This window comes from Paenibacillus anaericanus (assembly GCF_003994475.1).
GTDB lineage: Bacteria > Bacillota > Bacilli > Paenibacillales > Paenibacillaceae > Fontibacillus > Fontibacillus anaericanus.
The window spans coordinates 15,164-41,096 of record NZ_RZNY01000027.1 but is presented as its reverse complement, the minus strand read 5'-3'; the positions used below and the strand labels follow the sequence as shown (position 1 = coordinate 41,096).

The window sequence follows — 25,933 nt, the reverse complement described above, 5'->3', positions numbered from 1 at the left end:
CCTATCATTTCAGGAGGATAATATGGAGAGAAAAAAGGTTAGAGTAGGGATAGATGTTGGGGGTACGTTTACCGATGCTGCTGTTATAGACAATGAAACGTTCGAAGTAATTGAGAAAATGAAAATTCCGACCACTCACCACGACGAAGATGGCGTGGCGAAAGGGATCGTTCAAATTTTGAATCAAATATTGGAGAGCCGGGGTATCCTGCCGGAAGATGTTACTTTTATTGCTCATGGAACGACCCAGGCCACGAATGCACTGTTAGAAGGTGATGTAGCACGTGTAGGTATTATTGGTATGGGCTCCGGGTTAGATGGTATCGGTGCTCGTTCGGAATCTAATACCGGGGACATTGAGCTTGCCCCAGGTAAATATTTAAAGGCTTATCATACGTATATAGATTCTAAGGACTTGAAGGAAGAGCAAATTGTTGCGGCGATTGATGAACTAGTGAAGCAAGGTGCTGAAGTCATTGTTGCATCCGAAGCGTATAGCGTTGATAACCCGACCAATGAGCTTCGTGTGGTAGAAATTGCGAATAAGAAAGGCATTTACGCGACAGGAGGCCATGAGATTTCCCAATTGTACGGATTGAAAACACGTACAAGAACTGCAGTTGTTAACGCCTCGCTCATTCCGAAAATGATGGAAACGGCTAACATGACGGAGAAATCCGTTAAGAACGCAAACATCAAGTCCCAACTGATGATTATGCGTTGTGACGGCGGAGTGATGAGTATTGATGAAGTTCGTAAACGTCCGATTCTTACGATGCTGTCCGGTCTTGCAGCGGGTGTTGCCGGAGCGTTGATGTATGAAAAGATCTCAGATGGGATTTTCTTTGAGGTCGGCGGGACAAGCGTGGATATATCCGTAATTAAGAATGGGAAGGTTATGATCAAGAATGCCCAGGTTGGCGGGCATCGCACGTATCTGCAATCCCTAGATGTTCGCACCCTTGGTATCGCCGGGGGAAGTATGATAAAGGTAGTCGACGGCAAAATAACAGATGTAGGACCGCGAAGCGCGCACATTGCAGGCAAAGAGTATGAGGCATTTGCACCAAGTGATCAAATTGTGGATCCCAAAGTGAAATTCCTTAGTCCTAGAGAAGGAGACCCGCAGGAATATATAATTTGTGAAAGTGCGAATGGGAAAGATTATTCCTATACTCTGGCTGGTGCGGCTAATATCCTAGGATACATACCTAAAGGGGATTATGCCGAGGGTAACAAGGAAGCGGCGATTAAAGCGTGGGAAGCGCTCGCCTCCCATACTGGCCTAACGGTCGAGGAAGCGGCTAGACAGGTGATGAATATTGCAATAGACAAGACGATGAAGACAGTGAATGAAATGATTGATGATTATGAATTGGATCGATCCTTCGTAACCTTGGTAGGTGGAGGAGGAAGCGGTACGGTACTCGTTCCGGCGATGGCTGAACGGGAGAACATGAAATGCAAGATAGCTAACAATGCGCCTTACGTTTCTACAATCGGTGTTGCTTTGGCTATGGTTAAGGAGCAGTTAGAGAGAACGGTTGTTAATCCAACCGAGGACGATATTAAGCGGATTCGATCTGAAATCGTTGAACGAATTGTCAAATCAGGTGCTAGTGAGGAAACGGTTGAGGTTACCATTGAAATTGATAGTCAGAAAAATATTCTGCGTGCAGTAGCCACGGGTTCGACGGAGCTTCGTTCCAAAGATTTGGGCCAGGAGAATATGTCTGTCGAGGCCATGCGTGAAACAGCTGCTCATTCGGTAGACCAACCGCTTGAATTAACGAAAATGGTGGCGCAAACGGGGAGATGGAGTCTTTTTAGCAGTGAAAGTGTAAAGAAATCATTCTTCGGTTTGATGAAGAAGAGATCAACATATGCTAGCGTACTCGACCGTGAAGGAGTCGTCCGCTTCAAGAAGGGCAATGTCCAATTTACGAAAATCACCAAATCCCAGTTTGGAGGGTGGCTCGGTGAATTTCTGGATGACAACACAATTTATTCCGATGCAAATGCAACCATACCTAAGGTATTTGTTTTTTATAAAGAAAAGATGTTGGATCTGACAGGGATGCAGACGAAGGAGCAACTTATGTCTATTCTTGAGATTGAGACGGAGATGCTGAGAGCAGAAGACGAACTGATTGTAATCGCGTATCAATAGTAATAACATATCAAAGAAGTAACACCAATATATTGTGAAGCAATAGAAGAGGAGATGGGCCGTGTCGATACAGGAAGTGATAAACTCTCTCTCTGAAGAAATGCTGGCTTGCGCCGAATTGGAGCAGGATCCTCTATTTCACAAAATACCTAGAGATAAAATTCCTTATTATGTGAAAGAGTCGTTAGACAAGGGTAAGCAGATCGGTGCTGCTTTCACTGGAAACTCAGTGAGAGCGCTATGTCAGCGTGAAGGCTTGAAATATGAAATTACGGGTAAGTCAGGTAAATTTCATCAAGTCTCTTTTCGTGCACAGATTGATTTTGCTAAGGCACCGCCGGAAATTACAGTGTATTCCGCTTCTTTGTCAGAGATGCAACAAGCTCTTGAGGCGCTTATGGGACATCACGAGAGCCCAGATATGGAGCAACTCATTGATATTCACTTGGCACATGAATTCTATCATTACCTTGAATACAAGTCAGGACGCTTTACTAACGAACTATTGGAACCGATAGATGTTCTAAAGCTTGGGTTCTACACGAAACGATCCAGTGTGGTGAAATGCAGTGAAATTGCAGCCCATGCTTTTTGTAAGGAGATCACTGGACTTACATATCTACCAAACTTACTAGACTACGTTTACCTTATCGAGAACAAGACGATGTCGATAGAACAATTCAAGCATAAAATGCAAGATTGGAAAAGTTGGTTATGATTTACTTTTGATTCTCTCAATACCTTACTTGGTGTGATATAATGTATAATGCTAGCGGGGAGTAACCGGGTAGCCATATTCCATCGTTAGATCAGGGGGAGAGTATCATGTCTTCGCAGGTTCCGGCAGTTATTGCAAAGATCGTATCGCAAACGCAAAAGTTCACATATGGAGAGAATCAGATCGCAAGTTTTGTTATCCATAATCCGGAGTTCATTACTAGCAATACGATTACTGGAATTGCTAATGAAATAGGTGTATCTGAGACGAGTATTAACCGTTTCTGTAAAAAGGTTGGTTTCAAAGGGTTCATTGACTTTAAAATCGCTTTTGCCCAGGACGCGTTCTATAGAGAGATGCAGGCTAAGAAGAAAGAGAGACGAGAGATCAATCCTATTGATGCGCTCGCTTTGGATTACAATGAATTGATTGTGAATACTTCAGCACTTGTGACGGAGGAGCAACTCCATCGTGTTGTGGACATTCTGAAGAGTTCGCGAAGAATTTTTATGTTTGGACTGTTCGACTCCTTTCTGGCGGCTATTGCATTAAAGAACCGGTTAGCTATTATCGGTATCATATCCGAGGCGATCAGTGATAGCAGAGCAATGAAGATTGCAGCATCTCAATGTACTTCCGAGGATGTAGTCATTGCCTTCTCCAGGTCGGGATCAACGAGGGAAATCGTAGACGGAGTGTCTATTGCCCAGGTAAATCAGGCGAAGACGATAGCGGTAACTTGCTACGATTCTTCACCTATTACAGAGAATGCGAATGTAGGCATTATCGTTCCCGACAAGATATCTGTAAATAACAGTGCATTAATGTCCAATCATATTACGTTTTTGTTCGTCGTAGATTTGATTATGAGTATATTCATTTCATCTGATAAATCTTATTTGAAGAAGAAGCTGGACAGTGAAGCGATATTAGCCCGAGATCAATCGATCACCAATTACTTTTTATAACTTTGGGTTCCTTTTCTATATTTATTCATGATCACAACCTTGGTGTCAAAGCAGGCATGAGCCGCTATGAAACCAAGGTTTTTTTTGTATAACTGATTTGTTTTTTTTAAAGCTGTGGGTATTTTTTCATGTGCTTGGAGTTAACTTGTTCAGATACGTAAAGATGGTGTACGATAGGATGAGTATATTGTTGCCTAGAAAACAACAATACAGTGTGAAAAAGGAGCCATTCATTCATGATTAATAAGTGGAAAAGAATTGATTGGTCCATTGTTATCATTTTATTGTTTTTTATGGGGCTCAGTATTTGCCTCATTCATAGTGGAATTGCAGCTTGGCCGAAATTTAAAGGCTCCGACACCCGCATGCTATTTTATTACATCCTCGGATTTTTTGTTTTTTTCGGTATTTTACTTGTCGATTACCGAATTCTCATTAAATATCACATGTATATTTTCGCTGGTGGTATTCTTCTGCTAGTGAGTGTTCTTTTTATAGGTTCTGAAGTGAATGGAGCAAAAGGGTGGATCAAAATTCCAGGGGTAGGGCTTAATTTACAACCCGCGGAGTTGTTTAAGCTTATACTGATCCTTACTCTAGGAGCGTTATTGGCGAAAAAATCGAAACTAGGGCTTTCCTTCTGGAGAGACATCGTGCCACTGGGACTGGTTACAATGATTCCTTTTGGTATGGTCATGGCACAAAACGATATAGGGAATGCACTTAGTTACTTAGTTATTTTGCTTGGCATGTTGTGGGTAGGTAATATTAAATACTCGCATACACTCATTATTTTGGTTATATTTACAGCCACTTTTTATGGTGGAGTTAAAGCGTACATTAATTATCACGACGATATTGCAACTGCATTGGAAAAGTCGGGCAAGGCGCACTGGCTCAAAAGAATTGATCCATGGTTAATGCCGGAGACAGCTAGTTCAGATGCATCTTATCACACCAGAAATGCGAAGTTAGCCATTGCATCTGGTGGTATGTTCGGTAAGGGCTACATGAAAGGTTCGATGGTACAATCCGCTTTAGTGCCTTATACTTATTCAGATTCTATTATTGTCGTTGTTGGCGAAGAGTTTGGATTTATAGGCGTATCCGTACTTATCCTGCTGTATTTCATTCTGATCTACCGTTTGATTCTTATTGCGCTGGAATGTCGGGACCGTGCCGGGCCCCTGATTATTACTGGGATTGTAGCGATGTTTCTTTATCAAATTTTCGAAAATATAGGTATGTTCATTGGGCTAATGCCTTTGACAGGAATAACACTTCCGTTCATTAGTTACGGAGGGACCTCGTTGATTATTAATATGGTAAGCTTGGCTTTAGTTATGAGCATTCGATTGTATGGTCAAGACGTGGACGATATTCCCTTACCTTCGGCAAATAAGAAACTAGATCAAACTCTTTTGAAATCATTGATGTCAAGATGGTCCGGTCAGTCTGAGCAATAAGTTGGTTATTAAGATGGATTGTCAGGTCATATGTAACAGGCTTTATAATAAAGCTTAGAAAGTATAATGAACGTCAACAAGAATACTAAGAAAAAGAAGTGACTTATGCTAACTAAATTTAAAAAGATTGACTTCGCTATCGTGATCATCCTCTTTTTCTTGATGGGGATCAGCATTGCCGTGTTATATAGTGCGACTAAAGACACCCAGTATGAGGGGTATCATCTGCGGATGATTGCCTATTACGTTGTAGGATTTATAGCTTTTATAGTTTTTTCATTCTTGGATTTTCGAATATTTGTGAAGTATGCTCCTTATATTTATGTGTTTGGGGTAGGGTTACTTGTCGTTGTTATGTTTGTAGGTAATACGTACCATAATGCGACGGGGTGGTTAACACTACCGGGCGGACTTAGCTTTCAACCAGCTGAATTTTTCAAGCTACTTCTCATTATTTTTCTAGCGTTCTTGCTGATTCGTAAACGTAAAAGCCAATTGCTATTTTGGCGGGATGTTGTGCCATTAGGTCTATTTACTTTTATTCCCTTTGCAGCGGTTATGGCGCAGAATGATATGGGTAACGCGCTAAGTTATATCGTTATTCTTGCAGGCATGCTATGGATTGGAAATATTAAGTATACTCATGCTTTTATAGCTGTTGCGGTATTTGCTGGTGCAGCCATCGGGGGAATAAGTGCGTATAAGGCTTATCATGATGAAGTATACACCTTCTTCGAAGAGATTGGGCGGGAACACTGGATTGAGCGGATCGATCCATGGCTCGTGCCTGAGAAAGCGACAGCAAAAGCCATATATCACACCAAAAATGCCAAACTAGCGATCGCCTCTGGTGGGATGACAGGTGAAGGCTATATGCAAGGAGAGACGGTGCAATCACAACGTGTTCCGTTAACCTATTCTGACTCTATTTTCGTTGTTATTGCGGAGGAATTTGGTTTTATCGGTAGCTCGGTGTTACTACTACTTTATTTTGTCTTGATACATCGATTAATCTTAACCTCGTTGGAATGCCGAGATCGAAGTGGGCCGTATATCATCGTTGGTATTGTGGCGATGTTACTGTATCAAATATTTGAGAATATCGGGATGTTTATCGGACTCATGCCGCTGACAGGGATTACCCTACCGTTCATTAGTTACGGTGGTACATCACTGCTTATTAATATGGCAAGCATCGGAATAGCTATGAGTATTCGTATTCATGGTAATGAGGGCGAGGACGTCCCACAGATTACATCAGCACGTTTGAAGGCAAATAAAGCTTGAACTAAGGGACTCTACTATTAATATCGAACTTTACTAGATTGATAGGTTTACGTTTCTCTTAAACGGACATACTGATAGACATCAGGAGTTTTCGTTTAGGAGGAATACTAATTATGCGTAAGAAGCTAGCACTTATTATATTTTGTTTGATGATTTTAGTGATGTCTTGGGAATCCCAAAAGATAGATACGGCCGTTGCGGAAGGTGTCATTCCACAGGATTCCATCCGACTTAGAATTCTAGCTAATTCAGATAATGCCTCCGATCAAGTGGTAAAACGGCTTGTTCGGGACGCCGTTGTGGAACAAATGAATAGTTGGGTAAGCGAACTTGACGATCCTCAAAGTTTAGAAGAGGCACGCTGGGTCATTCGCAATAATTTAGAAGAAATCAAGGAACAAGTGAATCGAACACTTAAGAGCAGTGGCAAAAACTATAGCTACAATGTAGAGCTAGGCGTTGTACCATTCCCGACAAAGATGTACGGAGGGGCTGTATACCCTGCGGGCGATTACGAAGCACTTCGCGTTACACTTGGCGAGGGAGAAGGTAAGAATTGGTGGTGCGTGTTATTCCCTCCACTATGTTTCGTTGATGCTGGTAGTGGTGATGCTGTGGCGAAGGATACAGCAGGGGGGCAGAATGCTGTCGCTGATGGTGCACCTCCATCCTCTTCCCCTGTACAGCCGGAGGATACAGAAATTCGTTTCTTCCTATGGGATAAGGTGGTTGAATTTTGGGACTGGGCTACGGGGTTATTTGCATAAGGAGTTCTTGCGTATCAGTTACATTTTGTGTCTTGTATAGAAGTTTGCTGTGTATTCTACGAAAACCCGCCTGGGTTGGTGTAGTGCATGGCAAGCTTCTTTTTGTAAGAGTGACCCAGTTGAGTGATATCCATTGATAATCATGAGATGCTGTGTAGATGCAGATTTTTCAAATAGTAACTTCTAACGATTCCGATGAAACAATTGTGTACATTTCGGAAAAAATTTTGGATATGATTGAGGGGGAGCTTATTCAAATAGGCTCATTAGGTAGCCGGACACTGAGTACGCTATTTCCTATAAAAGCTTCCTTTTGCGAGCTTTTGAGGACATACAATCCGTTATTGAGCCGAAATCAAGCTAAAAAGCTGGCTGAATCAACAAATAACAGATCATATGTCCGCAATTTCTTCGTATGAGGGCATTTTTATTGAAATAGAGGAACCAGTGTCCGCTTACACCATCGTAGTTGCATTTCTTACAACTAAATTAGTCATGTAAGACAGATTGCGCAATTATTCGTATGCGACAGGTAATCGGGCTTGTTGGTATGATAAGTATAACGCTAAATCAGTGGGTTGGTTATATATAGACGAGATGGCACGGTCAAAGTGATTTTAATTGCGAGGGAACTGAGAATTGAATACTTTACTGTATTAGGAAGTTGTAGAACAGAGCATTGAAATGAGCTTCATGTTATAATTTGTTTGTTTTTGGTTGGGATATACTAGTTAAATCAGCTTGGGTTAAATCATACAGGATTCTACATGATTCGCATTCAGATAAGACGCTTGTGTCTTGTAGATGGTAAAGTGAAAGATTGTAGTGGATGACTCATGATAGATCACAAGAATAATGAAAGTTTGGGATGATGAATGATGGATACTGAACATAGTAAATCTAATAAAAATGAAACTCGGGATACTCAGTGGTGGGATGTGACTGTGTTGAACGAGACAAATGGGGAAGCGGCAGCTCTGGCTATGGCTGAGATTGCAGTGGGAGAAGCAGCAGAAATATTGGCGTCAGGGGGGACTGTGGCATTTCCGACGGAAACTGTGTACGGTCTTGGAGCTGATGCTCGAAATACGCAGGCAGTGGAACGAATTTTTGCCGCAAAGGGAAGGCCATCTGATAATCCCTTGATCGTACATATTGCTGAAATGGCGCAGCTAGAAGGCTTGGTTACTGAAGTGAATGAGACGGAACGCCGACTTATGGAGGCGTTCTGGCCAGGTCCGCTGACACTGGTGATGCCAGCGGTGCCCGGTGCCGTCTCGCCTCGCGTGACGGCAGGTTTGTCCACGGTGGCCGTGCGCATGCCGGCCCACGATGTAGCGCTGCGGTTGATTGCCGCAGCGGGTTGTCCGGTGGCGGCGCCTAGCGCCAACCGGTCGGGACGACCGAGCCCAACGTTGGCACGCCACGTGGGCGAGGATTTGGCCGGCGCGATAGACGGTATCGTTGACGGCGGGCCCACGGGAGTGGGCGTTGAGTCAACGGTGGTGGAGGCCGGCCGGGATGGTACCGTGACCGTGCTCCGCCCTGGCGGGATCACGGCGGAACAGCTCGCCCGCGTAGCGGCGGGCGGCGTCAAGCTGGACATCGCCCTGCAAAGCGAGGGCGATGCCCAGCCCGGCAGCCCGGCGCCACGCTCGCCGGGCATGAAGTACACCCACTATGCGCCGCGCGGCGTCATGCGCATAGTGAAAGGGCCCGCCCCCGAAGCGGTGGCGGCCCATATCCAAGCCGCGCTCGATGAAGCCACCGCGCGCGGGGAGATCACGGGATTGCTCGCCTTCGACGAGCATCTCCCGCTCTACCATGCCGAGACAATCATCTCGCTCGGCAGTCTAGACCAGCTGGAGACGGCGGCGCACCGTCTCTACGCAGCGCTCCGCCGTCTGGACGAAGACGGCGTCACTTTCATCATGGCCGAGGCCTGTCCAGAGGAAGGGCTTGGCTCAGCTATTATGAACCGCCTGCTTAAAGCGGCAGGTCATAACGTAACTTACGTATAGCAAAGACAACCGGAAGAAAGAGATGAGAGCGTAAGATGGAAATGTTTGAATTAGTTCTAATCATGCTGATATTAATTGGCGTTTCTAACGTACTTAACAGATTCATCCCTAGTGTTCCAGTTCCTTTGTTTCAGATTGCACTCGGAACCTTGGTTGCACTTTTGCCACCAGGTCTGCATATGACACTCAATACAGAGCTGTTTATGCTCCTATTCATTGCTCCGCTGCTTTATAATGACGGGAAGCGAACCCCGAGGGAAGAATTATGGAATTTAAGATCTCCGATTTTACTGCTTGCACTCGGACTCGTATTTGTAACCGTAATTGCTGGCGGGTACTTCATTAATTGGCTAATCCCAAGCATTCCCTTGCCTGCAGCGTTTGCCTTGGCGGCAATTTTATCGCCAACGGATGCTGTAGCAGTTGGAGCTTTGGCTGGACGAATCTCGTTACCTAAAGGGATTTTACGATTGCTTGAGGGAGAATCGTTGATGAATGATGCTTCCGGCCTTGTGGCGTTCAAGTTTGCTGTAGCGGCTACAGTGACGGGGGTATTCTCTTTAACTCAAGTTACATTCAGCTTTATATGGATCGCCCTCGGAGGGATTGTCTGCGGGGCACTGATATCTTTCTTGATTGTATGGATCCGCATCTTCCTTCGCCGTTTGGGGATGGAGGACGTCACGATTCATATGCTACTTCAACTTTTGACGCCATTTGTCATTTTTATTATTACAGAACACCTAGGATTTTCTGGGATTTTGGGAGTAGTGGCAGGCGGTATTGTTCATGCTATTGAACGGGACCATACAGAATCGAATCAGGCGGAGCTCAGAGTCGTCTCGACGAATACATGGTCAGTTATACTTTACATATTAAATGGACTTGTATTTGTCATCCTCGGTCTGCAAATTCCGAACGCAACGGAGACGATTTTCCAAAGTCCGGATTATAGTAATATGCAAGTAATTGGGTTTATCGGTATCATCTCCGTAGGTTTGATCCTACTACGTTTTATCTGGGTATACCTGTTCTGGGAAGGCTCTTGGCTACTAGGAAGTGGAGAGCAGATGGGTAAGCCGAAGCTAACCTCTTCCGTGCTTATCTCGTTATCGGGAGTACGAGGAGCGGTAACACTTGCTGCTGCTTTCTCCATTCCTTACGTTCTGCAGGATGGGAGCCCATTTCCAGAGCGTGACTTGATTATCTTTTTGGCAGCAGGGGTCATATTGTTCTCTCTAATTATTGCAAGCGTTGTGTTGCCTATCATATCGAAAAGTCCTGAGGATGAGTCAGGCAAATTCGATCCTGAAGCAAAGGCTCGAATCAAAATTGTACAGGCTGGGATTGATGCCGTGCGAGCGGCTACGAATGATGAGAACAGAACGGCAGCTGGATATGTCGTTGCGGACTACAAAAAGAAATTGAAGAAGTTACAGAACGGATCAAGTAGTGAATGGTCCGATACCAAGCGAAATAGGATGGAGATCAAACTTCGGTTGGTAGCCATACAGGCAGAGCGTCAGGAAATTCAGAACATGCTAAGTAGTGGCGATGTTTCGGGTGAACTAGCGATTAAAGTTCAGGAAGTTATCGATCAAATGGAGATGGTTATGTCAAACCGTTCCAAAATGAAAATGGCAGTGGCACTTATCCGAGTTCGACGTTTATTTTCCAAACAATTTACCAAGTTACCTGAGCAGAGGGATATGAACGAGCTTAAACAACTTCGGGAGATCAAAATCCGCACATCTCAAGCAGCGCTTGAGGTGATTAAGAGTCAGATGAATGATAAGAACCGTGAAGCTGCGTTAGCTGTGATTGCCCGTTATAATGAGTCGATTGAGCGTCTGCAGAGTGGCTTTGGAAAGATTGAGAGCGAAGATGTATTCAACCAGCACAAAAATGAACTCGAGATCAAAGCTATTCAAGCAGAGCGGAACGAGGTACAAGCTTTGTTTGAGAGCGGTGAGATAAATTGGGCGGTTGCCAACAAGCTGAGACAGTATATTAATTACTTGGAGGCAGGCATTCTCGAGCCAAGTAACGAAGAGTAGTGTCATGAAGTGCCCCTTGTCCGCATATGGTTGTACTAAACAACCGGACATGGGGGAATAGGTTTATGGGAATGGCAATCGATCAACTTGGTGAGCTGATGACAATTATGCTAATTGCGGTCGCTTTGGGAATGGATGCTTTTTCCCTAGGCATCGGAATTGGAATGAAAGGAGTCCGGCGAAGTGATGCTATTCGCATAGGTAGCGCCGTATCTCTCTTTCATATGCTGATGCCACTGCTTGGCATTTTTGCAGGTCAGTATGTGGGAGGTCTACTTGGTGATCTTGCCCGTTATGTTGCCGGAGGATTACTACTACTTCTTGGCGGCCACATGATTGCGAGCTCGATTAAGGGAAGTGGGATTCAGTCCATTAATCATCGTTCATTACTTGGGGTGCTCTTGTTCTCACTTAGCGTCAGTATTGATTCCTTTTCAGTTGGAGTATCGCTGGGCATGTTTAACGGAAACATGTGGCTATCCGTATTGTCTTTCGGGTTCTTCGGCGGATTGATGTCTATTCTTGGACTTGCCTTGGGGCGCGGAATGAGGCGGGGCCTTGGAGAGTATGGCGAGGCGGCCGGGGGAGCCATTCTGTTAGCGTTTGGTCTAATGTTTATCTTCTGATAAAATAATAAATATATAATTAGTTTGTGTTCATAGAGCAACATGATACACAAAGTAGCCAACTCTGGAGGTAAGATACGTCATGAGAATCTTGTTTGTTTGTACGGGGAATACATGCCGGAGCCCGATGGCTGAAGGACTGCTTCGTAAATTAGCTAGTGAGCGTGGAGTAAATGTGGAGGTTTCATCTGCTGGCGTAGCCGCATCTGAAGGGGCGCCGATTTCACGACATGCCGAGGCTGTTCTGAAGGATCAAGGAATTATGGACTTCATAACGTCGAAGCCACTGTATGAGGAGCTTACCGACTGGGCAGATTTGATCCTTACTTTGACACAAGGTCATAAACGTCATGTTATTCAAAGATTTCCCGCGGCAGCTGACAAAACCTACACATTGAAAGAATATGTAGAGGACGACAAAGCCGTCCTTAACGACCAGGAGGAGCTACATCAGTTGATTGCCGAACTGGAGTTAAGCAAGGTGCTTGGAAAAGAACTGAGTGATATCCAAACTGCTCGTCTGACTGAGCTTTTGCGAGCGATACCTACGTATGACATCTCTGATCCGTTTGGGGGTTCTCGGTCAGATTACGATATGACAGCAGGTGAAATTTCAGCCGCACTAGTTAAACTACTCGATAAGATGATGAGAGAAGGTCTTCTCTAAAGGAACCGTGGGAGGTAAGGCGGTAATAAAATCGGGTTGCAATTGTCTCTGCTATGTTTTATTCTAAGTATAGATATTTAGATCCGATGTAACTGGCGACGAGAGTGGATGAAACCACGATGGAGCATCGGAACATACGGCCGGTCGCCTGGGCAAAGAGCACGACGCAGTTAATGCGTCCTGCTCTTTTTTCGTTTTCGTGTAAGTCCTTCGAAGATTATTATTACCTTGTCCATCTGTTTGATATAATAAGGACAGATGTTGGTAGATCATAGTAATTCTTCTGAAGGAAGGGAGTTCGCGAGTATGGAAACAGACCAGATCCTGGAGAATGTCCGTGAACAGGTTGCCGAGGTATTAGAGGAATTAGTGCTAGCGGCAAAGCTTGGTCCAGGCAGTCTTGTAGTTATGGGAACTAGCACCAGCGAAGTGATAGGAGCTGCCATAGGCAAGGAGGGTGCGGAGAGTATCGCTGAAGAATTGTACAAAGGAATTGAGAGTATTAGGTCGAAGTACAACCTCCGTGTGGCTTTTCAATGCTGCGAGCATTTGAACCGTGCTCTTGTTATAGAACGGAGTTTGCTTGAGGAACTGTGTCTCTGTGAAGTAAGCGCAGTACCCGTGCCAAGAGCAGGTGGTTCGATGGCAGCGGTAGCTTATAGAAATCTTAAGGATCCTTGCCTTGTGGAAAGCATAGAGGCTTATGCCGGCATCGATATCGGTGAAACACTGATCGGTATGCATTTAAGACAGGTTGCTATTCCATTCCGTCCTTCGCGAAGATTCATTGGTAAGGCTCGAGTTACAGCCGCTTGGACACGGCCGAAGTTGATTGGTGGGGAGCGCACGATATATGCACTTCCAGAGGTACAAGATTCACATGTGTGTCTGTAGAACATTACATTTAAATATAGGGAGGACTATTGAACTATGAATCATTTGAAGAAGCAAGACCCTGCGGTACTTGAGGCCATGAATTTGGAACTAAAACGTCAGCGTAACAACATTGAGTTGATTGCCTCAGAGAACATTGTGAGTGAAGCTGTGATTGAGGCAATGGGCTCCGTATTAACAAACAAATATGCTGAAGGATACCCAGGCAAACGCTACTATGGTGGCTGTGAACATGTCGATATCGTTGAGGATATCGCTCGTGATCGTGCGAAAGAACTATTTGGAGCAGAACATGCCAATGTTCAACCTCACTCCGGTGCTCAAGCTAACCTAGCTGTATATCTTACAGCCCTTAAACCAGGTGATACTGTACTTGGAATGAATCTAGCTCACGGTGGACACCTTACACACGGTAGCCCGGTGAATGCCTCCGGTTTGTTGTATAACTTTGTCGAATACGGCGTACAGGAAGATACCTTCCTTATCGATTATGATGAAGTTCGCAAAGCTGCATTCAAACATCGTCCGCGTTTAATCGTGGCTGGAGCTAGTGCCTACCCACGTGTAATCGATTTTGAAAAAATGGCATCAATCGCAAATGATGTAGGTGCCCTCTTTATGGTTGATATGGCTCATATCGCTGGATTGGTTGCAGCTGGACTTCATCCGAGCCCAGTACCACACGCTCATTTCGTAACTACAACTACACACAAGACACTTCGTGGACCTCGCGGTGGACTAATCCTATGTAAGCAACCATGGGCAGCAGCTATCGACAAGGCTGTATTCCCAGGGATACAAGGTGGTCCGTTGATGCATGTGATTGCTTCCAAGGCTGTAGCTTTGGGTGAAGCATTGCAACCATCATTTAAGGTTTATGCTCAAAATGTTGTGAAGAACGCACAGGCATTAGCTAAGTCTCTTACTTCAGAAGGCCTAAATCTTGTGTCTGGTGGTACAGACAACCATTTAATGCTCATTGATACTCGTAATTTGAACATTAGCGGTAAAGTAGCAGAACGCGTTCTGGACTCCATCGGAATTACAGTCAATAAGAATGCTATTCCTTTCGATCCAACAAGTCCGTTCGTTACAAGTGGTATTCGAGTGGGTACTCCTGCTGTAACGTCTCGTGGAATGGACGAGGAAGCTATGAAAGAAATCGGTCAAATCATTGCTCTTGTACTTAAAAATTCCGATAATGAAGCTGTCTTAGCTGAAGCCCGTCAAAAGGTTGAGAAACTAACAGATAAGTTCCCGATTTACCCTGAAGTTAGTTACGAGTAAAACCATAGTTATTCCGTATTAAAAGGCCAACTAGTTAGCACTGGTTGGTCTTTTCTTATATGTTGTAATGTCAATAATGCCAGTAGAAACTTCCGCTCTATGAATTTTAAACAAATACCAAAAGTTATAATTTGATATATATTACATATAATAAAATAATTGACAAAACTAACTTATGTATTATAATAAGGATGAAATAGTATTTATTTACAATAATAGATTGTGATTCCGTCTAATAAAGCTGTTTACTAAGTACATATTAATATGGCTTAATGCGCTTCTTTGGGCAAACGATTGCATAACGGGTTTCAGTCAGCCGAGTATTCCAGATAGTTTATAAGGATGGATGTAAAATTCGGCACAAAATTGGAGAGTTCAAACCTTTTACTAGTTACAACGAGTGAAGTGCAGAATAATTTCCATGTTCATGTGAGCGAACGATTGCACAAGTAATAAGATAGCAAAGGCTATATAAAACCAAATAGGAGATGATGAGATAAATTTATACATTAATATAATTAAGAATATTTGGTAGTGATATTTATCTTTTGGGATTTCTTACGAGATTTTAGTTGATAGTTATGTTAGCGGTTACATTTAAAGTTTACCAGGGGAGATGAGAGGAATATGCAATTGTTTATTTTTATCCAATTTTTTATGAGTGTAGTGTTCTTTATGGCAGCGTTAGGTAAGTTGGTCAAACCTATTACATTCTCAGAAACAATGAGACAGCTAGGAATTAATCGATTATGGGCAAAATCTGGGGTATTGATAATTGCTTTCTTAGAAATAATTGCTTGTGCACTATTAATCATTCCTTCTACTTTATTGTTTGGGCAAATACTTTCTCTTATTCTGATATGTTCATATGTTTGGGCATCTTGGAAAGCGAGAGGAAGACTAGTTAAATGCAACTGGTTTGGAGGATTAGTCATTGAACAATTTGGTGTTGTAATGACTTTAAGAAATTTAATATTTTTAATCATGTGTATATATATGATCGTTATGCCAGATACCTCAGTAGTTGGAATCTATTCTTTAGTAGATATTAGTCAAATCATATTCTCCTCAATTGGCTTAATAATTATTTATTCACTTGTTGTAATGGTAACTCAGTACATCAAATTATATCCAGGAGAACAACAATAAAGGAATGAAAGGGTGTAGAACATGCTTGAAATGCTGGATTTATCCAATATCATTCTATGGTGTATTGTAATCGTTGTCTCTATTAGTGTGTTTGTAATTTTAAGAGAAGCTATAAAAGCTAAAAGTAACCTATATGAGCAACAAGAGGGATTACCCAAGGGCAGCGATTTTCCTTTAGAAAGTAATATACCTATTAACGGAAGCCCAATGAATATAAGGAATAACGAAAAGATAGGAACATTAATATTTTTGACAGCTACTAGTTGTTCAACTTGTTCCAAAGTGTATCCAATTATTAACGATTACCAGAAAAATAAACCTTTGTATCAATATCTAATATTTATGTTGGGAACCGAAGAGAGTGTTAATAACGTTATAAAACAATATAACATTCAGTCACCAGTTGTTAGAATGGATGATTTAAAAGATCTTCAGGCTCCTTTTGTTCCATTTGGATATTTTGTTTCGCAGGATGGAGTTATCCGAGCAAAAGGGGTTGTTAATAATGAAGGACATATCCAATCCTTGATATTGTACGGTGAAGAGAAGGTATCTGCATAAGGAAAATTGTAAAGAAAAGAGAATTTTTGTAATGAGAAGGTTAACCATTAATCGAATTAGATTCCAGGAAAGGAGGTGAAAAAAATGTGCTCAGGATCATATTTATATACTTACTGTAATACTGTCAAATGCAGCAAAGGGACTGAAACATGCACGAGATGGGGTGATGGTTGTTACGAATGCAACTGTAAGAAGGACTCTTGTGGTAATTAATTAAAAACGAACAAAGGTCTGCCGTTTTCAGATAGAACGGCAGACTATTTAATAATCATTTTATATGTTATTAAATGATTGAAAAAGTTATCAAACAAACGGAGTGATTCTATGATTAAGGTAACCACTCTATTCAATAAACTCTTCTTAACAAAAAACGTTAAAATACAAGTATCAAAACCCGCAGAGTCTAATTTGCTACGAGGTGGAGAAGTTGGTGATGTACTCCCTCTTTTTAAAGTACGCGATCAGATGGGAAAGAAAATTACTTCTGAAAAAATTACAGGTTCTATTACTAAATTAATATTTTTGAGTGATACCTGTGGATTTTGCTTTGAGGTACTTCAACATTTAGCTAATAAACCAAGTATTAAAAACCATTTGGTATTTAAAAGTGATGAGGATACATATTTAAAAACGGGTCATAAGGATTTTCATTTTATGTTTCCCATTGTACGCTCTACCGAGGTTGTGGATCTATTTGGGGTTAAAAGAGTTCCTACGATCTTAACGTTGGGTCCGACGGGAATTATTGAGAGAATTGATGAGGTGGCAGAGATCGAAGATTTGTTCATATGTTTAGAAAGTTAATTTGATAGGATAAAGTCCAATTTGGTGACTGAAGCAGGGGGCGCTGTTATGCGACAGTTATTTTTGAAGCTATATAGGTATGTGTATTTTAGTAAAGTACAAAAGAATAAGGCGAATCCTACATTTTTACTAAGGGATCAGGGGTTAGCTATGGGGAGTCGATTCCCTAGTATGGCGGAATTGTTTGGTCAAACGAGATTAAAGGAAAATGACGGAATTATTATTCTGTTTCTATCGACGACGTGTCAGGCATGCATTGAAATATTCTCGGGAATAAATAACCTCTCAGAGAGGTGGTCCAGTAAGGAAGTTATTCTATTGATCAATGGTGATGATACTGAATTTAGAAATATTCAACGGGAGAATCATATAGAAGTTCCCATGATTAAATATGAACATACACAGTTTGAATTATATAAAACCACGATTTTCCCCTTTACTTATTATCTTTCACATCAAGGAATAATTTTAGCAAGAGGTCCGGCAAATTATGAAGCTCAAATTGATGTGATCGTGAACAAGGGAATAGAGAATACTCAACTTACTAGGACTGGGGGAGAAAACGTATGACCCTTGATAATGGTCTGAATCTAGGAGAACTCATTACGAATAAAGAATATAGTGATCAGAATGATCAGCTATTTAATCTATATAAGTATAAAGGAAAAAAAGTACTTATATTTGTATCCATGCACTGTGTTCGTTGTATTGAATTGTTGCCTGAGATAAGAACCGTACATTTGCCCAATACAAGTGTAATTATATTTTCAACAGGTAATCAGGAGGATCATGAGCAACTGGATGATTTTTTTCAGAGAAAAATGAAGATTGTATCTCTTACCTCGGAGCAAATGGAACAGGACTTTTCTGTTACTACTCACCCGTTTTGTATCTTTGTAGATGAATATCAACAGGTCTGTAACAAAGGAACTGTGTATAACGGGAAGGATTTACTAGAGCTTGTAAGTGTAATTGGAGAAGGAAAGCGAAAGAAATTATTCAGTAACTTATTTTGAATCCATGAGTTAGGGGGAGGCATAATGAACAAATTGTATTTTGATTATTGCGCATCCACGCCATTGCATCCTAAGGTCGCTGAGCAGCTATTTTGTACATCCGAACAATTATATGCTAATCCATCATCTGTACATGAAATGGGTTTTGAGGCTAACCAACGAGTTGAGGAATCTAGAGAAAGGTTATCTACAATACTTCATGTAGAGCCTAGTGAAGTAATTTTCACGTCGGGGGCTACGGAAAGTAATAATTTGGCGATTATAGGGGCGGTTCGAACATGGATGAAGAAGACGAGCCAGACACCACATGTGATTTCAACACAAATCGAGCATTCCTCTGTCTTTAATTGCTGTAAACAATTAGTGGGGGAAGGGGTGGAGATTACTTTTCTGCCTGTGGATCACAATGGAATCGTGAGTATAGCTTCTATTGAGAAAGCAATACAAGTAAATACGATGCTTGTAAGTGTTATGCATGTTAACAATGAGACAGGCTCCATTCAACCTATTCATGAAATAGGGAAGCTATTAAGAGCTAAGCCTCATATTTATTTCCATGTAGACGGAGTACAGGGCTTTGGAAAACTAGCTTTAGAATTAGATGATATTGACCTATATACCTTATCAGGGCATAAAATTGGGGGACCCAAAGGAATTGGTTTATTAATCGTAAAGGAGCATGTTGAGCTCACTCCACTGTTTTTCGGCGGAGAACAAGAGAATGGGTTAAGACCTGGCACAACCAATGTTCCGGGGGTGTTAAGTTTAGTCGAGGCCATAGAAATATCGTATAGTGAACGTGAAGAGAAGATGCAGGGTTTAACCGTGCTTCATGATCTTGTATATTCAAAGCTTGAAGAAATTCCTGAAATCATCATGAATAGTCCGAGACCCCCGTTATCTGCACCTCATATTATTAATTTTTCATATAAGGGAACAGGAGTAACCTCTGCTCTATTAATTAGTATTCTTGCCAAGCAAGGAATTATTGTGTCCTCCCAGTCCGCTTGTTCTTCTACAGCGAAGACGAGTCGTGTGTTAATGGCTATGACGAATGATGAAATACTCTCTTCTAGTAGCATTAGACTTAGCTTCCATGAATCAGTTACTCCCGATGATGTCCGATATTTAGTACATTCAATTTCTCATATGATACATCAGGTCAAGTCGCAAAATAAATTTGCCTTGTTGCAAAGATAATCTTTTATTAAATTACGGGCATTAGTGCCTAGGTGCAAACCAAAAAAGAGAGAAGTGGCCGATCTGGATGAATCATAGAGGAGTCATTCGTGGGTTAATCTTTGAGATTGTTCCATTTATATGGAAGTCATCTCCGGTAAGATTAATCATCATGATTATCATTCGAATGTTAGAAGCGCTTCAACCAGCTATTCAGATCTATTTAACGAAGCGGCTTGTAGATCAGGCTACGTTATTGTTTCAGGGCGAGTCGGACTTACTTTTACCAGCACTAACAACCATCGGATGGCAAGCTTTGTTATTTCTTGCTTCATTAGGAGCAAGATCTCTTACTCACATGCTTCTATTAGTCATTAAAAATAAGGCACAATATGAGATGGATCGCGTCATTGCAGACAAGTGTTCGAGGCTCGATTATATTTATTTTGAAGAGTCGGAGTACTATGATCGGCTTCAGAGAGTGACGCAGGGACTCGCTAATCGCGGACTTTCTGTATTAGATCATTTCTTCTTGGTATTGCAAAGCATCGTGACACTAATCTCACTCCTTGCTGTTCTGTCAAGCTTCCATTGGATACTATCCTTAGGTGTATTGTGCTTAATCATTCCATCATTCTTCATTAATATGAGGCTAGGCCAGAAGCGATATAAGCAAATGTTTCGTCAAACTCCATCCAATCGTAAAGTGAGTTATCTTATGAGCTTGATGACAACAAGAGAATCTGCAAAAGAGATGAAGCTATTCAAGCTATATCCCTATATTTTAAATCAATGGAGGTCAATATATTGGAAGAACGCTGGAGAGAAAATCGCTCTGGAACAGCGGGGCCAGTGGTATGGTGGATTCTCTGAGATGTTCTCTTACTTGTTCACGGCGTTATCTACCGTAGTTGTGCTTCTAGTAAGTAGTGGAGGGACTATGACGGTTGGTGGTTTTGTAGCTATGATTCAGACAGTTACGACGGCAAAGGATAGCGTGATGCTAATTGCAGTAAATTTGTCGGGTATATACGAGAATGCACTATTTACTAGTGATCTCATACTGTTTCTACACCTTCCAGATAAAAAACTGAATGAGGACCCTGAGGCTGATAATGTGAATATAAGTCCTTATGAACTGGCCGAGGGTGGTCTTGTAGTCGCTGAATTAAGCTTTACTTACCCAAATCAGTCTGTACCTGCATTATCTGATATTGGGTTTCACATTAAACCAGGTCAAAGAGTAGCTATTGTCGGTCACAACGGGGCAGGTAAAAGTACGCTTGCGAAATGCTTGCTTGGTCTATATAGACCAGAGCGTGGAAAGCTTCTATGGCAAGGTAGGGACATATTTGAGGACGATGAGAATAAGTCTGTCAGTGCAGTGTTTCAGGATTTTGTACAGTATCAATTAACCTTAAGGGAAAACATCGGATTCGGCAACATTTCCTCCATCGAGGATGATGGGCAGTTAGAAATCGCCGCTACCAAGACTGGTGTAGATTCAATTTCACGTCATTTATCTAATGGCTATGATACGCAATTAGGTTATGAATATGAAGGAGGAAAAGAACTATCTCAAGGGCAATGGCAGAAGGTGGCACTAAGCAGGTCATATTTTAATGCAAATGCAGAATTGGTTATTTTTGATGAGCCTACCGCTGCACTAGATCCGATAGCAGAGGCCGCCCTGTTTGAGCAGTTCTCCGAGCTTGTAGCAGGTAAGACGAGTATTATGATCTCTCACCGCCTCGGGAGCTGTAGAAATGCAGATCTTATTCTGGTGCTCAAGGGTGGTCGCCTTGTGGAGCAAGGGACACATGAGCAATTACTTCACTTGCATGGTGAATATGCGCAAATGTATAGAGCGCAATCACAGTGGTATGAAGCGGTTGTTACTTTCAATCCAACGAATACGTGATGAATCAATTCAATATTAATAGGGGGCTATTCAATGAGTAAGCGATTAACAAAATGCTTAGCAGTAATCATGCTTATGTCTGTCTTTTTTACAGCTTGTTCATCTACTAATGAAACACTTCAATATGAAGCTGATCCTCAAATGGAGACCACCATCACAGTGGGGTATGGGGATACAGAATCATTCGACTTTTTTTATGGAAATTTATTTAGTGCAAAGTATCCAAATATTGATGTTAAAATAACTAATAATGTAGATGAACCGGATGTATTTCTACTAGGTTTCGATGAATATGGTGAATATTTGGATGAAGGCAAGCTGTATGATTTAAATAACGTAATTACGGATGAAGCATTTAAGTTAGAGGGTATGAATCAGGGAGTTATTGATATCCTTAGACAACGCGGTAGAGGAAAATTATACGGTTTACCACCTTACTTTAGTAATCGAGCTCTTTTTTACAATAAAGATTTATTTGATAAGTACAATATTCCGTACCCAACAGATGGAATGACATGGGAAGAGGTTCTTCAACTAGCTAAACGATTTCCGATAGAGGATGGAGTAAGTGGTCTGTATACTCGTAGTCTGGGCGATCTTCTAGGTGACATGCTAGAAGCTAAAGGTCTTGAGAAAATCAATACGAAAGATATGAAAGTTACAGTGAATACGGATTCCTTTAAGGAGTTATTCGAGACTATTCTAGATGCTAATAAATCACAAGCGTTAAATATATTTGAACAAGATGGATTCGATAAGAATGATCCTTTTATAACGGGGCAAAGTGCAATGTTTTTTGGATACTATACTTATCTAAATAACAATATTTATTGGGTCAAGCAAGAGCGTGGTGAAGATTTTAATTTAAATTGGGATGTAGTTACTGCACCGGTAGATGAATCCAATAGAGAAGCAACACCATACTTCTTTTATCCAGCGATATTCGCTGTTAACGCTAAAGCTCAAAATGTTCAAGCAGCATGGGAGTTTGTAAAGTTTGTTAATGGTGAAGAGTTTGCAAAAATTAAATCTCGGACAACTACGAATAATATTCCAACTAGAACTGATTATGTATATAATCCGGAAGGTAAAAGAATGGAATCTTTTTATTCAAATCTTAAAATGAACAGGACTTTAATGAGTCATAGTTACTATGATAATATCCCTAATAATTTTGGAAGTGTTTTTAACGGCATAGTTGAATCGGAATTAAAGGCTGCTGCAGTTGGTGTCAAATCCATTGACGAGGCACTTGTGTCTATTGAGGAGCGTGGGCAACAACAATTGGATAAACAATTGGCTGAGAAGAGTAAGAAAGAAGATAAATAAATGATTACAGTATTAAAAGCTGGGCCTCCAGAAGTCTTTCAAAGAACAAACATGTTCAATGACGGGTCTGGAGGTTTTTCAATGAATACGATATTAAGATTAAACATCTATATTTTTAGAAACAGATTGTTATTTATAGTAGGGATCATTAACTCAGATATTAAAAAGGGGGGCTATTCAATGAGTAAGCGATTAACAAAATGGTTATCAGTAATCCTGCTTATGTCTGTCTTTTTTACAGCTTGTTCATCTACTAAAGAGGCAATTCAATACGAAGGTGACTCGAAAATGCAGGCTACGATCACAGTGAAGTACTCGGGGGGAGATGAGGCCTTTAATTTTTTTTATGGAGATTTATTTCGAGCAAAGTATCCAAATATTGATGTTAAGTTAATTAATAATCTAGAAGATGAACCGGATGTATTGCTACTAAGTTTCGCTAAATATGGAGAATATTTGGATGAAGGCAAGCTGTATGATTTAAATAATGTAATTACGGATGAAGCATTTAAGTTAGAGAATATGAATCAGGATGTTATTGATTTCGTTAGAAAACGCGGTAGAGGGAAATTATACGGTTTACCACCTTACTTTAATAATCAAGCTCTTTTTTATAATAAAGATATGTTTGATAAGTACAATATTCCGTATCCAACAGATGGTATGACATGGGAAGAAGTCCTTCAACTAGCTAAACGATTCCCGCTAGAGGATGAAGAAGGTGGTCTGTATACTCGTAGTCTGAGCGATTTGTTGAGTAACATGCAACAAACTAAAGGTCTTGAGAGAATCAATACCAAAGATATGAAAGTTACAGTGAATACGGATTCCTATAAGGAGTTATTCGAGACTATTCTAGATGCTAATGAATCACAAGCATTAAATATATTTGAACATGATGGATTCGCGAAAAATGATCCTTTTATAATGGGGCAAAGTGCAATGGCTTTTGAATACTATTCTTATCTAAATAACAATATTTATTGGGCTAAGCAAGAGCGTGGTGAAGATTTTAACTTAAATTGGAATGTAGTTACGGCACCGGTAGATGAATCCAACAGGGAAGCAACACCATACTTCTTTATTCCAACTATCTTCGCTATTAACGCTAAAGCTCAAAATGTTCAAGCGGCATGGGAATTTGTAAAGTTTATAAATGGTGAAGAGTTTGCTAAAATTCACTCTCGGACAACTACGGGTGATATTCCAACTAGAACTGATTATGTATATAATCCGGAGGGCAAAAGAATGGAGGTTTTTTATTCGAATCTTAAAATGGATTGGGCTGTAGTAAGTGATAGAGACTATAAAAAAATCCCTATAAATGTTTGGGATACTTTTAATGGTATAGTTGCATCGGAATTAAAGGCTGCTGCGGTTGGTGTAAAAACAATTGACGAGGCACTTGGGTCTATCGAAGAGCGTGGTCAAGTACTATTGGATAAACAATCGGTTGAGAATAGTATGGCAGATGATAAATAAACGATTACAGTATTAAACCTAAGCCTCCAGAAGTCTTTCAAAGAACAAACATGTTCAATGATAGGATCTGGAGGTTATTTTCAATGAATATGATGTTGAAATATTAAGATGCATTGAGAGAGGGAGAAATTTTGAATAAAAGAACAGGGGTAATAATAGTTGGGATCATATTTTTAATGATTTTTTCTACAGCCTGCTCATCCAGCAAAGAAACGATCCAATATGAAGGCGATACAGAGATGAAAGCTACACTAAAGGTGATGACTAATGCAGATCAAGACTATTTTATGAAAGAATATGGTGACATGTTCCGAGTTAAATACCCTAATATCGAACTTCAGGTGGTTAATTATACTTCTACTAATTTTAAAGAGGTAATTGAGAAAGAGAAACCGGATCTTTTTACCCTTTCGCTGAAGGAATATGAACAATTGGCTCAGGAAGACGTTTTGTATGACCTCAATACACTTATTATTGATGATAAATTTAACCTGGATGGAATTCACCCAGGAATTGTAGATTATCTTAAACAATTAGGAAAAGGTAAATTATACGGATTGATATCAGAGTTTCAAAGTAAAGCTATCTATTACAATAAGGATTTGTTCGACAAGTACAGCATTCCTTATCCGCAGGATCAAATGACATGGAAAGAACTTATTCAACTTGCTAAACGTTTCCCGGCAGAGGATGGGGTGAGTGGCCTATATATGCAAAACTTTTCTGTTCTTGCTGAAAATATGTCTTTGAGTCAGCATCTAAACGAAGTCAACGTCAAAGATATGAAGGTAACGCTTAACACGGAATCCTATAAGGAATTATTTAATGTGATCATGGATGCGTATGAATCGAAGGCAGTCGTGTTACCAGACATTGATACATTTGAGGTATATGATCCCTTTATTACTGGAACCAGCGCTATGACAGTGGATTACTACTATTACATCAATAATAAGATAAACTGGGCCAAAGAAGAGAAAGGGGACAAGTTCCATTTGAATTGGGAGTTGGCCACAGCACCTGTAAATGAGTCCAGTCGTGATACATCACAATATTTCACCATTGGTGGTTGTATGTCGATCAACGCCGAATCGGAACAGAAACAGGCTGCATGGGAGTTTATCAAGTTTGTCCACAGCGATGAATTCGCCAAGGCAAAATCAAAGACACCTGGATTTTATGTCCCAACTCGAACGGAATACACGTATAACCCAGAGGGAAAACGGATGGAAGCTTTTTATTATTTGAAACCTGATGTGAGTAGTGTTTTTGTCGATTACGAACTACTTCCAAAGGGATTTTACGGGAATATAAGAGGAATTATCAATTCCGAAGGTAAAGCTGTGATGGTTGATGCTAAATCTCTTGACGAGGCGATGGCCTCGATGCAGGAGCGTGGACAGCAATTATTGGACAAGAAGTAGGCGGCCATCATAACGGAGTCCTCCGCGGTTTATTGTTTGAGATCGTTCCGAATTAATAGGGGGTGCTATTCAATGTGTAAGCGATTAACAAAATGGTTAGCAGTAATCCTGCTTATGTCTGTCTTTATTACAGCTTGTTC

22 protein-coding genes and 1 riboswitch are annotated in these 25,933 nt (G+C 41.2%); all 22 genes read left to right on the top strand.

The window, feature by feature from the left end; all coding sequences use genetic code 11:
* The first annotated feature begins 22 nt into the window (after positions 1-22).
* The 22 genes from EJP82_RS22665 (at position 23) to EJP82_RS22560 (ending at position 25,793) form a co-directional block, all read left to right on the top strand.
* Positions 23-2,170, top strand: coding sequence for a hydantoinase/oxoprolinase family protein (locus tag EJP82_RS22665; protein WP_127194352.1), 2,148 nt, complete (start codon positions 23-25; stop codon positions 2,168-2,170).
* A gap of 61 nt (positions 2,171-2,231) precedes the next feature.
* A complete protein-coding gene (locus EJP82_RS22660) occupies positions 2,232-2,888 on the top strand; it encodes a hypothetical protein (RefSeq protein ID WP_246054397.1) in 657 nt (218 codons plus the stop codon).
* 107 nt (positions 2,889-2,995) lie between these two features.
* Positions 2,996-3,856: a MurR/RpiR family transcriptional regulator gene (locus tag EJP82_RS22655; protein WP_127194351.1), complete on the top strand. Its 861-nt coding sequence runs from the start codon at positions 2,996-2,998 to the stop codon at positions 3,854-3,856.
* A gap of 236 nt (positions 3,857-4,092) precedes the next feature.
* Complete coding sequence (locus EJP82_RS22650) at positions 4,093-5,322, top strand: FtsW/RodA/SpoVE family cell cycle protein (RefSeq protein WP_127194350.1); 1,230 nt, start codon at positions 4,093-4,095, stop codon at positions 5,320-5,322.
* A gap of 105 nt (positions 5,323-5,427) precedes the next feature.
* A complete protein-coding gene (locus EJP82_RS22645; protein ID WP_127194349.1) occupies positions 5,428-6,609 on the top strand; it encodes an FtsW/RodA/SpoVE family cell cycle protein in 1,182 nt (393 codons plus the stop codon).
* A 113-nt stretch (positions 6,610-6,722) separates the two neighbouring features.
* Positions 6,723-7,376: a stage II sporulation protein R gene (gene spoIIR, locus EJP82_RS22640; protein WP_211350250.1), complete on the top strand. Its 654-nt coding sequence runs from the start codon at positions 6,723-6,725 to the stop codon at positions 7,374-7,376.
* 875 nt (positions 7,377-8,251) lie between these two features.
* Positions 8,252-9,397 carry an L-threonylcarbamoyladenylate synthase gene (locus EJP82_RS22635; RefSeq protein WP_127194347.1) on the top strand — a complete coding sequence of 382 codons (1,146 nt, stop codon included), beginning with the start codon at positions 8,252-8,254 and terminating at the stop codon, positions 9,395-9,397.
* A 35-nt stretch (positions 9,398-9,432) separates the two neighbouring features.
* Positions 9,433-11,454 carry a Na+/H+ antiporter gene (locus EJP82_RS22630; RefSeq protein WP_127194346.1) on the top strand — a complete coding sequence of 674 codons (2,022 nt, stop codon included), beginning with the start codon at positions 9,433-9,435 and terminating at the stop codon, positions 11,452-11,454.
* Between the two features lie 65 nt (positions 11,455-11,519).
* Positions 11,520-12,080 (top strand): manganese efflux pump MntP, encoded by a 561-nt coding sequence (locus tag EJP82_RS22625; protein WP_127194345.1) that lies wholly within the window; start codon positions 11,520-11,522, stop codon positions 12,078-12,080.
* 82 nt (positions 12,081-12,162) lie between these two features.
* Positions 12,163-12,747: a low molecular weight protein arginine phosphatase gene (locus EJP82_RS22620; protein WP_127194344.1), complete on the top strand. Its 585-nt coding sequence runs from the start codon at positions 12,163-12,165 to the stop codon at positions 12,745-12,747.
* A 78-nt stretch (positions 12,748-12,825) separates the two neighbouring features.
* Positions 12,826-12,908, top strand: a riboswitch (ZMP/ZTP riboswitch).
* Positions 12,909-13,053: 145 nt separating this feature from the next.
* A complete protein-coding gene (locus EJP82_RS22615) occupies positions 13,054-13,641 on the top strand; it encodes a TIGR01440 family protein (RefSeq protein ID WP_127194343.1) in 588 nt (195 codons plus the stop codon).
* A gap of 36 nt (positions 13,642-13,677) precedes the next feature.
* Complete coding sequence (locus EJP82_RS22610) at positions 13,678-14,928, top strand: serine hydroxymethyltransferase (RefSeq protein ID WP_127194342.1); 1,251 nt, start codon at positions 13,678-13,680, stop codon at positions 14,926-14,928.
* A gap of 627 nt (positions 14,929-15,555) precedes the next feature.
* A complete protein-coding gene (locus EJP82_RS22605) occupies positions 15,556-16,077 on the top strand; it encodes a MauE/DoxX family redox-associated membrane protein (RefSeq protein ID WP_127194341.1) in 522 nt (173 codons plus the stop codon).
* A gap of 21 nt (positions 16,078-16,098) precedes the next feature.
* Entirely contained in the window at positions 16,099-16,638 is a 540-nt protein-coding gene (locus EJP82_RS22600) for a thioredoxin domain-containing protein (protein WP_127194340.1), read from the top strand.
* A gap of 324 nt (positions 16,639-16,962) precedes the next feature.
* Positions 16,963-17,442, top strand: coding sequence for a peroxiredoxin family protein (locus tag EJP82_RS22595; RefSeq protein WP_127194339.1), 480 nt, complete (start codon positions 16,963-16,965; stop codon positions 17,440-17,442).
* 48 nt (positions 17,443-17,490) lie between these two features.
* On the top strand, positions 17,491-18,012 hold the full coding sequence (locus EJP82_RS22590) for a hypothetical protein (protein WP_127194338.1): 522 nt from the start codon (positions 17,491-17,493) through the stop codon (positions 18,010-18,012).
* Positions 18,009-18,458: a hypothetical protein gene (locus EJP82_RS22585; protein WP_127194337.1), complete on the top strand. Its 450-nt coding sequence runs from the start codon at positions 18,009-18,011 to the stop codon at positions 18,456-18,458. Before EJP82_RS22590 ends, EJP82_RS22585 begins: the two co-directional genes overlap by 4 nt.
* Before the next feature lie 24 nt (positions 18,459-18,482).
* Positions 18,483-19,658: a cysteine desulfurase family protein gene (locus EJP82_RS22580; protein WP_127194336.1), complete on the top strand. Its 1,176-nt coding sequence runs from the start codon at positions 18,483-18,485 to the stop codon at positions 19,656-19,658.
* A 67-nt stretch (positions 19,659-19,725) separates the two neighbouring features.
* Entirely contained in the window at positions 19,726-21,558 is a 1,833-nt protein-coding gene (locus tag EJP82_RS22575) for an ABC transporter ATP-binding protein (RefSeq protein WP_127194335.1), read from the top strand.
* Positions 21,559-21,591: 33 nt separating this feature from the next.
* A complete protein-coding gene (locus EJP82_RS22570; RefSeq protein ID WP_127194334.1) occupies positions 21,592-22,887 on the top strand; it encodes an ABC transporter substrate-binding protein in 1,296 nt (431 codons plus the stop codon).
* Positions 22,888-22,968: 81 nt separating this feature from the next.
* On the top strand, positions 22,969-24,369 hold the full coding sequence (locus EJP82_RS22565) for an ABC transporter substrate-binding protein (protein ID WP_170220276.1): 1,401 nt from the start codon (positions 22,969-22,971) through the stop codon (positions 24,367-24,369).
* A gap of 131 nt (positions 24,370-24,500) precedes the next feature.
* Entirely contained in the window at positions 24,501-25,793 is a 1,293-nt protein-coding gene (locus EJP82_RS22560) for an ABC transporter substrate-binding protein (protein ID WP_127194332.1), read from the top strand.
* Positions 25,794-25,933: the final 140 nt, after the last annotated feature.

What these genes read in the sequence shown, in the direction of transcription:
- EJP82_RS22665 (WP_127194352.1), top strand. Translation starts at nt 23, where the DNA reads ATGGAGAGAAAAAAGGTTAGAGTAGGGATAGATGTTGGGGGTACGTTT.
- EJP82_RS22655 (WP_127194351.1), top strand. Translation starts at nt 2,996, where the DNA reads ATGTCTTCGCAGGTTCCGGCAGTTATTGCAAAGATCGTATCGCAAACG.
- EJP82_RS22650 (WP_127194350.1), top strand. Translation starts at nt 4,093, where the DNA reads ATGATTAATAAGTGGAAAAGAATTGATTGGTCCATTGTTATCATTTTA.
- EJP82_RS22645 (WP_127194349.1), top strand. Translation starts at nt 5,428, where the DNA reads ATGCTAACTAAATTTAAAAAGATTGACTTCGCTATCGTGATCATCCTC.
- spoIIR (WP_211350250.1), top strand. Translation starts at nt 6,723, where the DNA reads ATGCGTAAGAAGCTAGCACTTATTATATTTTGTTTGATGATTTTAGTG.
- EJP82_RS22635 (WP_127194347.1), top strand. Translation starts at nt 8,252, where the DNA reads ATGATGGATACTGAACATAGTAAATCTAATAAAAATGAAACTCGGGAT.
- EJP82_RS22630 (WP_127194346.1), top strand. Translation starts at nt 9,433, where the DNA reads ATGGAAATGTTTGAATTAGTTCTAATCATGCTGATATTAATTGGCGTT.
- EJP82_RS22625 (WP_127194345.1), top strand. Translation starts at nt 11,520, where the DNA reads ATGGGAATGGCAATCGATCAACTTGGTGAGCTGATGACAATTATGCTA.
- EJP82_RS22620 (WP_127194344.1), top strand. Translation starts at nt 12,163, where the DNA reads ATGAGAATCTTGTTTGTTTGTACGGGGAATACATGCCGGAGCCCGATG.
- EJP82_RS22615 (WP_127194343.1), top strand. Translation starts at nt 13,054, where the DNA reads ATGGAAACAGACCAGATCCTGGAGAATGTCCGTGAACAGGTTGCCGAG.
- EJP82_RS22610 (WP_127194342.1), top strand. Translation starts at nt 13,678, where the DNA reads ATGAATCATTTGAAGAAGCAAGACCCTGCGGTACTTGAGGCCATGAAT.
- EJP82_RS22605 (WP_127194341.1), top strand. Translation starts at nt 15,556, where the DNA reads ATGCAATTGTTTATTTTTATCCAATTTTTTATGAGTGTAGTGTTCTTT.
- EJP82_RS22600 (WP_127194340.1), top strand. Translation starts at nt 16,099, where the DNA reads ATGCTTGAAATGCTGGATTTATCCAATATCATTCTATGGTGTATTGTA.
- EJP82_RS22595 (WP_127194339.1), top strand. Translation starts at nt 16,963, where the DNA reads ATGATTAAGGTAACCACTCTATTCAATAAACTCTTCTTAACAAAAAAC.
- EJP82_RS22590 (WP_127194338.1), top strand. Translation starts at nt 17,491, where the DNA reads ATGCGACAGTTATTTTTGAAGCTATATAGGTATGTGTATTTTAGTAAA.
- EJP82_RS22585 (WP_127194337.1), top strand. Translation starts at nt 18,009, where the DNA reads ATGACCCTTGATAATGGTCTGAATCTAGGAGAACTCATTACGAATAAA.
- EJP82_RS22580 (WP_127194336.1), top strand. Translation starts at nt 18,483, where the DNA reads ATGAACAAATTGTATTTTGATTATTGCGCATCCACGCCATTGCATCCT.
- EJP82_RS22575 (WP_127194335.1), top strand. Translation starts at nt 19,726, where the DNA reads ATGAATCATAGAGGAGTCATTCGTGGGTTAATCTTTGAGATTGTTCCA.
- EJP82_RS22570 (WP_127194334.1), top strand. Translation starts at nt 21,592, where the DNA reads ATGAGTAAGCGATTAACAAAATGCTTAGCAGTAATCATGCTTATGTCT.
- EJP82_RS22565 (WP_170220276.1), top strand. Translation starts at nt 22,969, where the DNA reads ATGAATACGATATTAAGATTAAACATCTATATTTTTAGAAACAGATTG.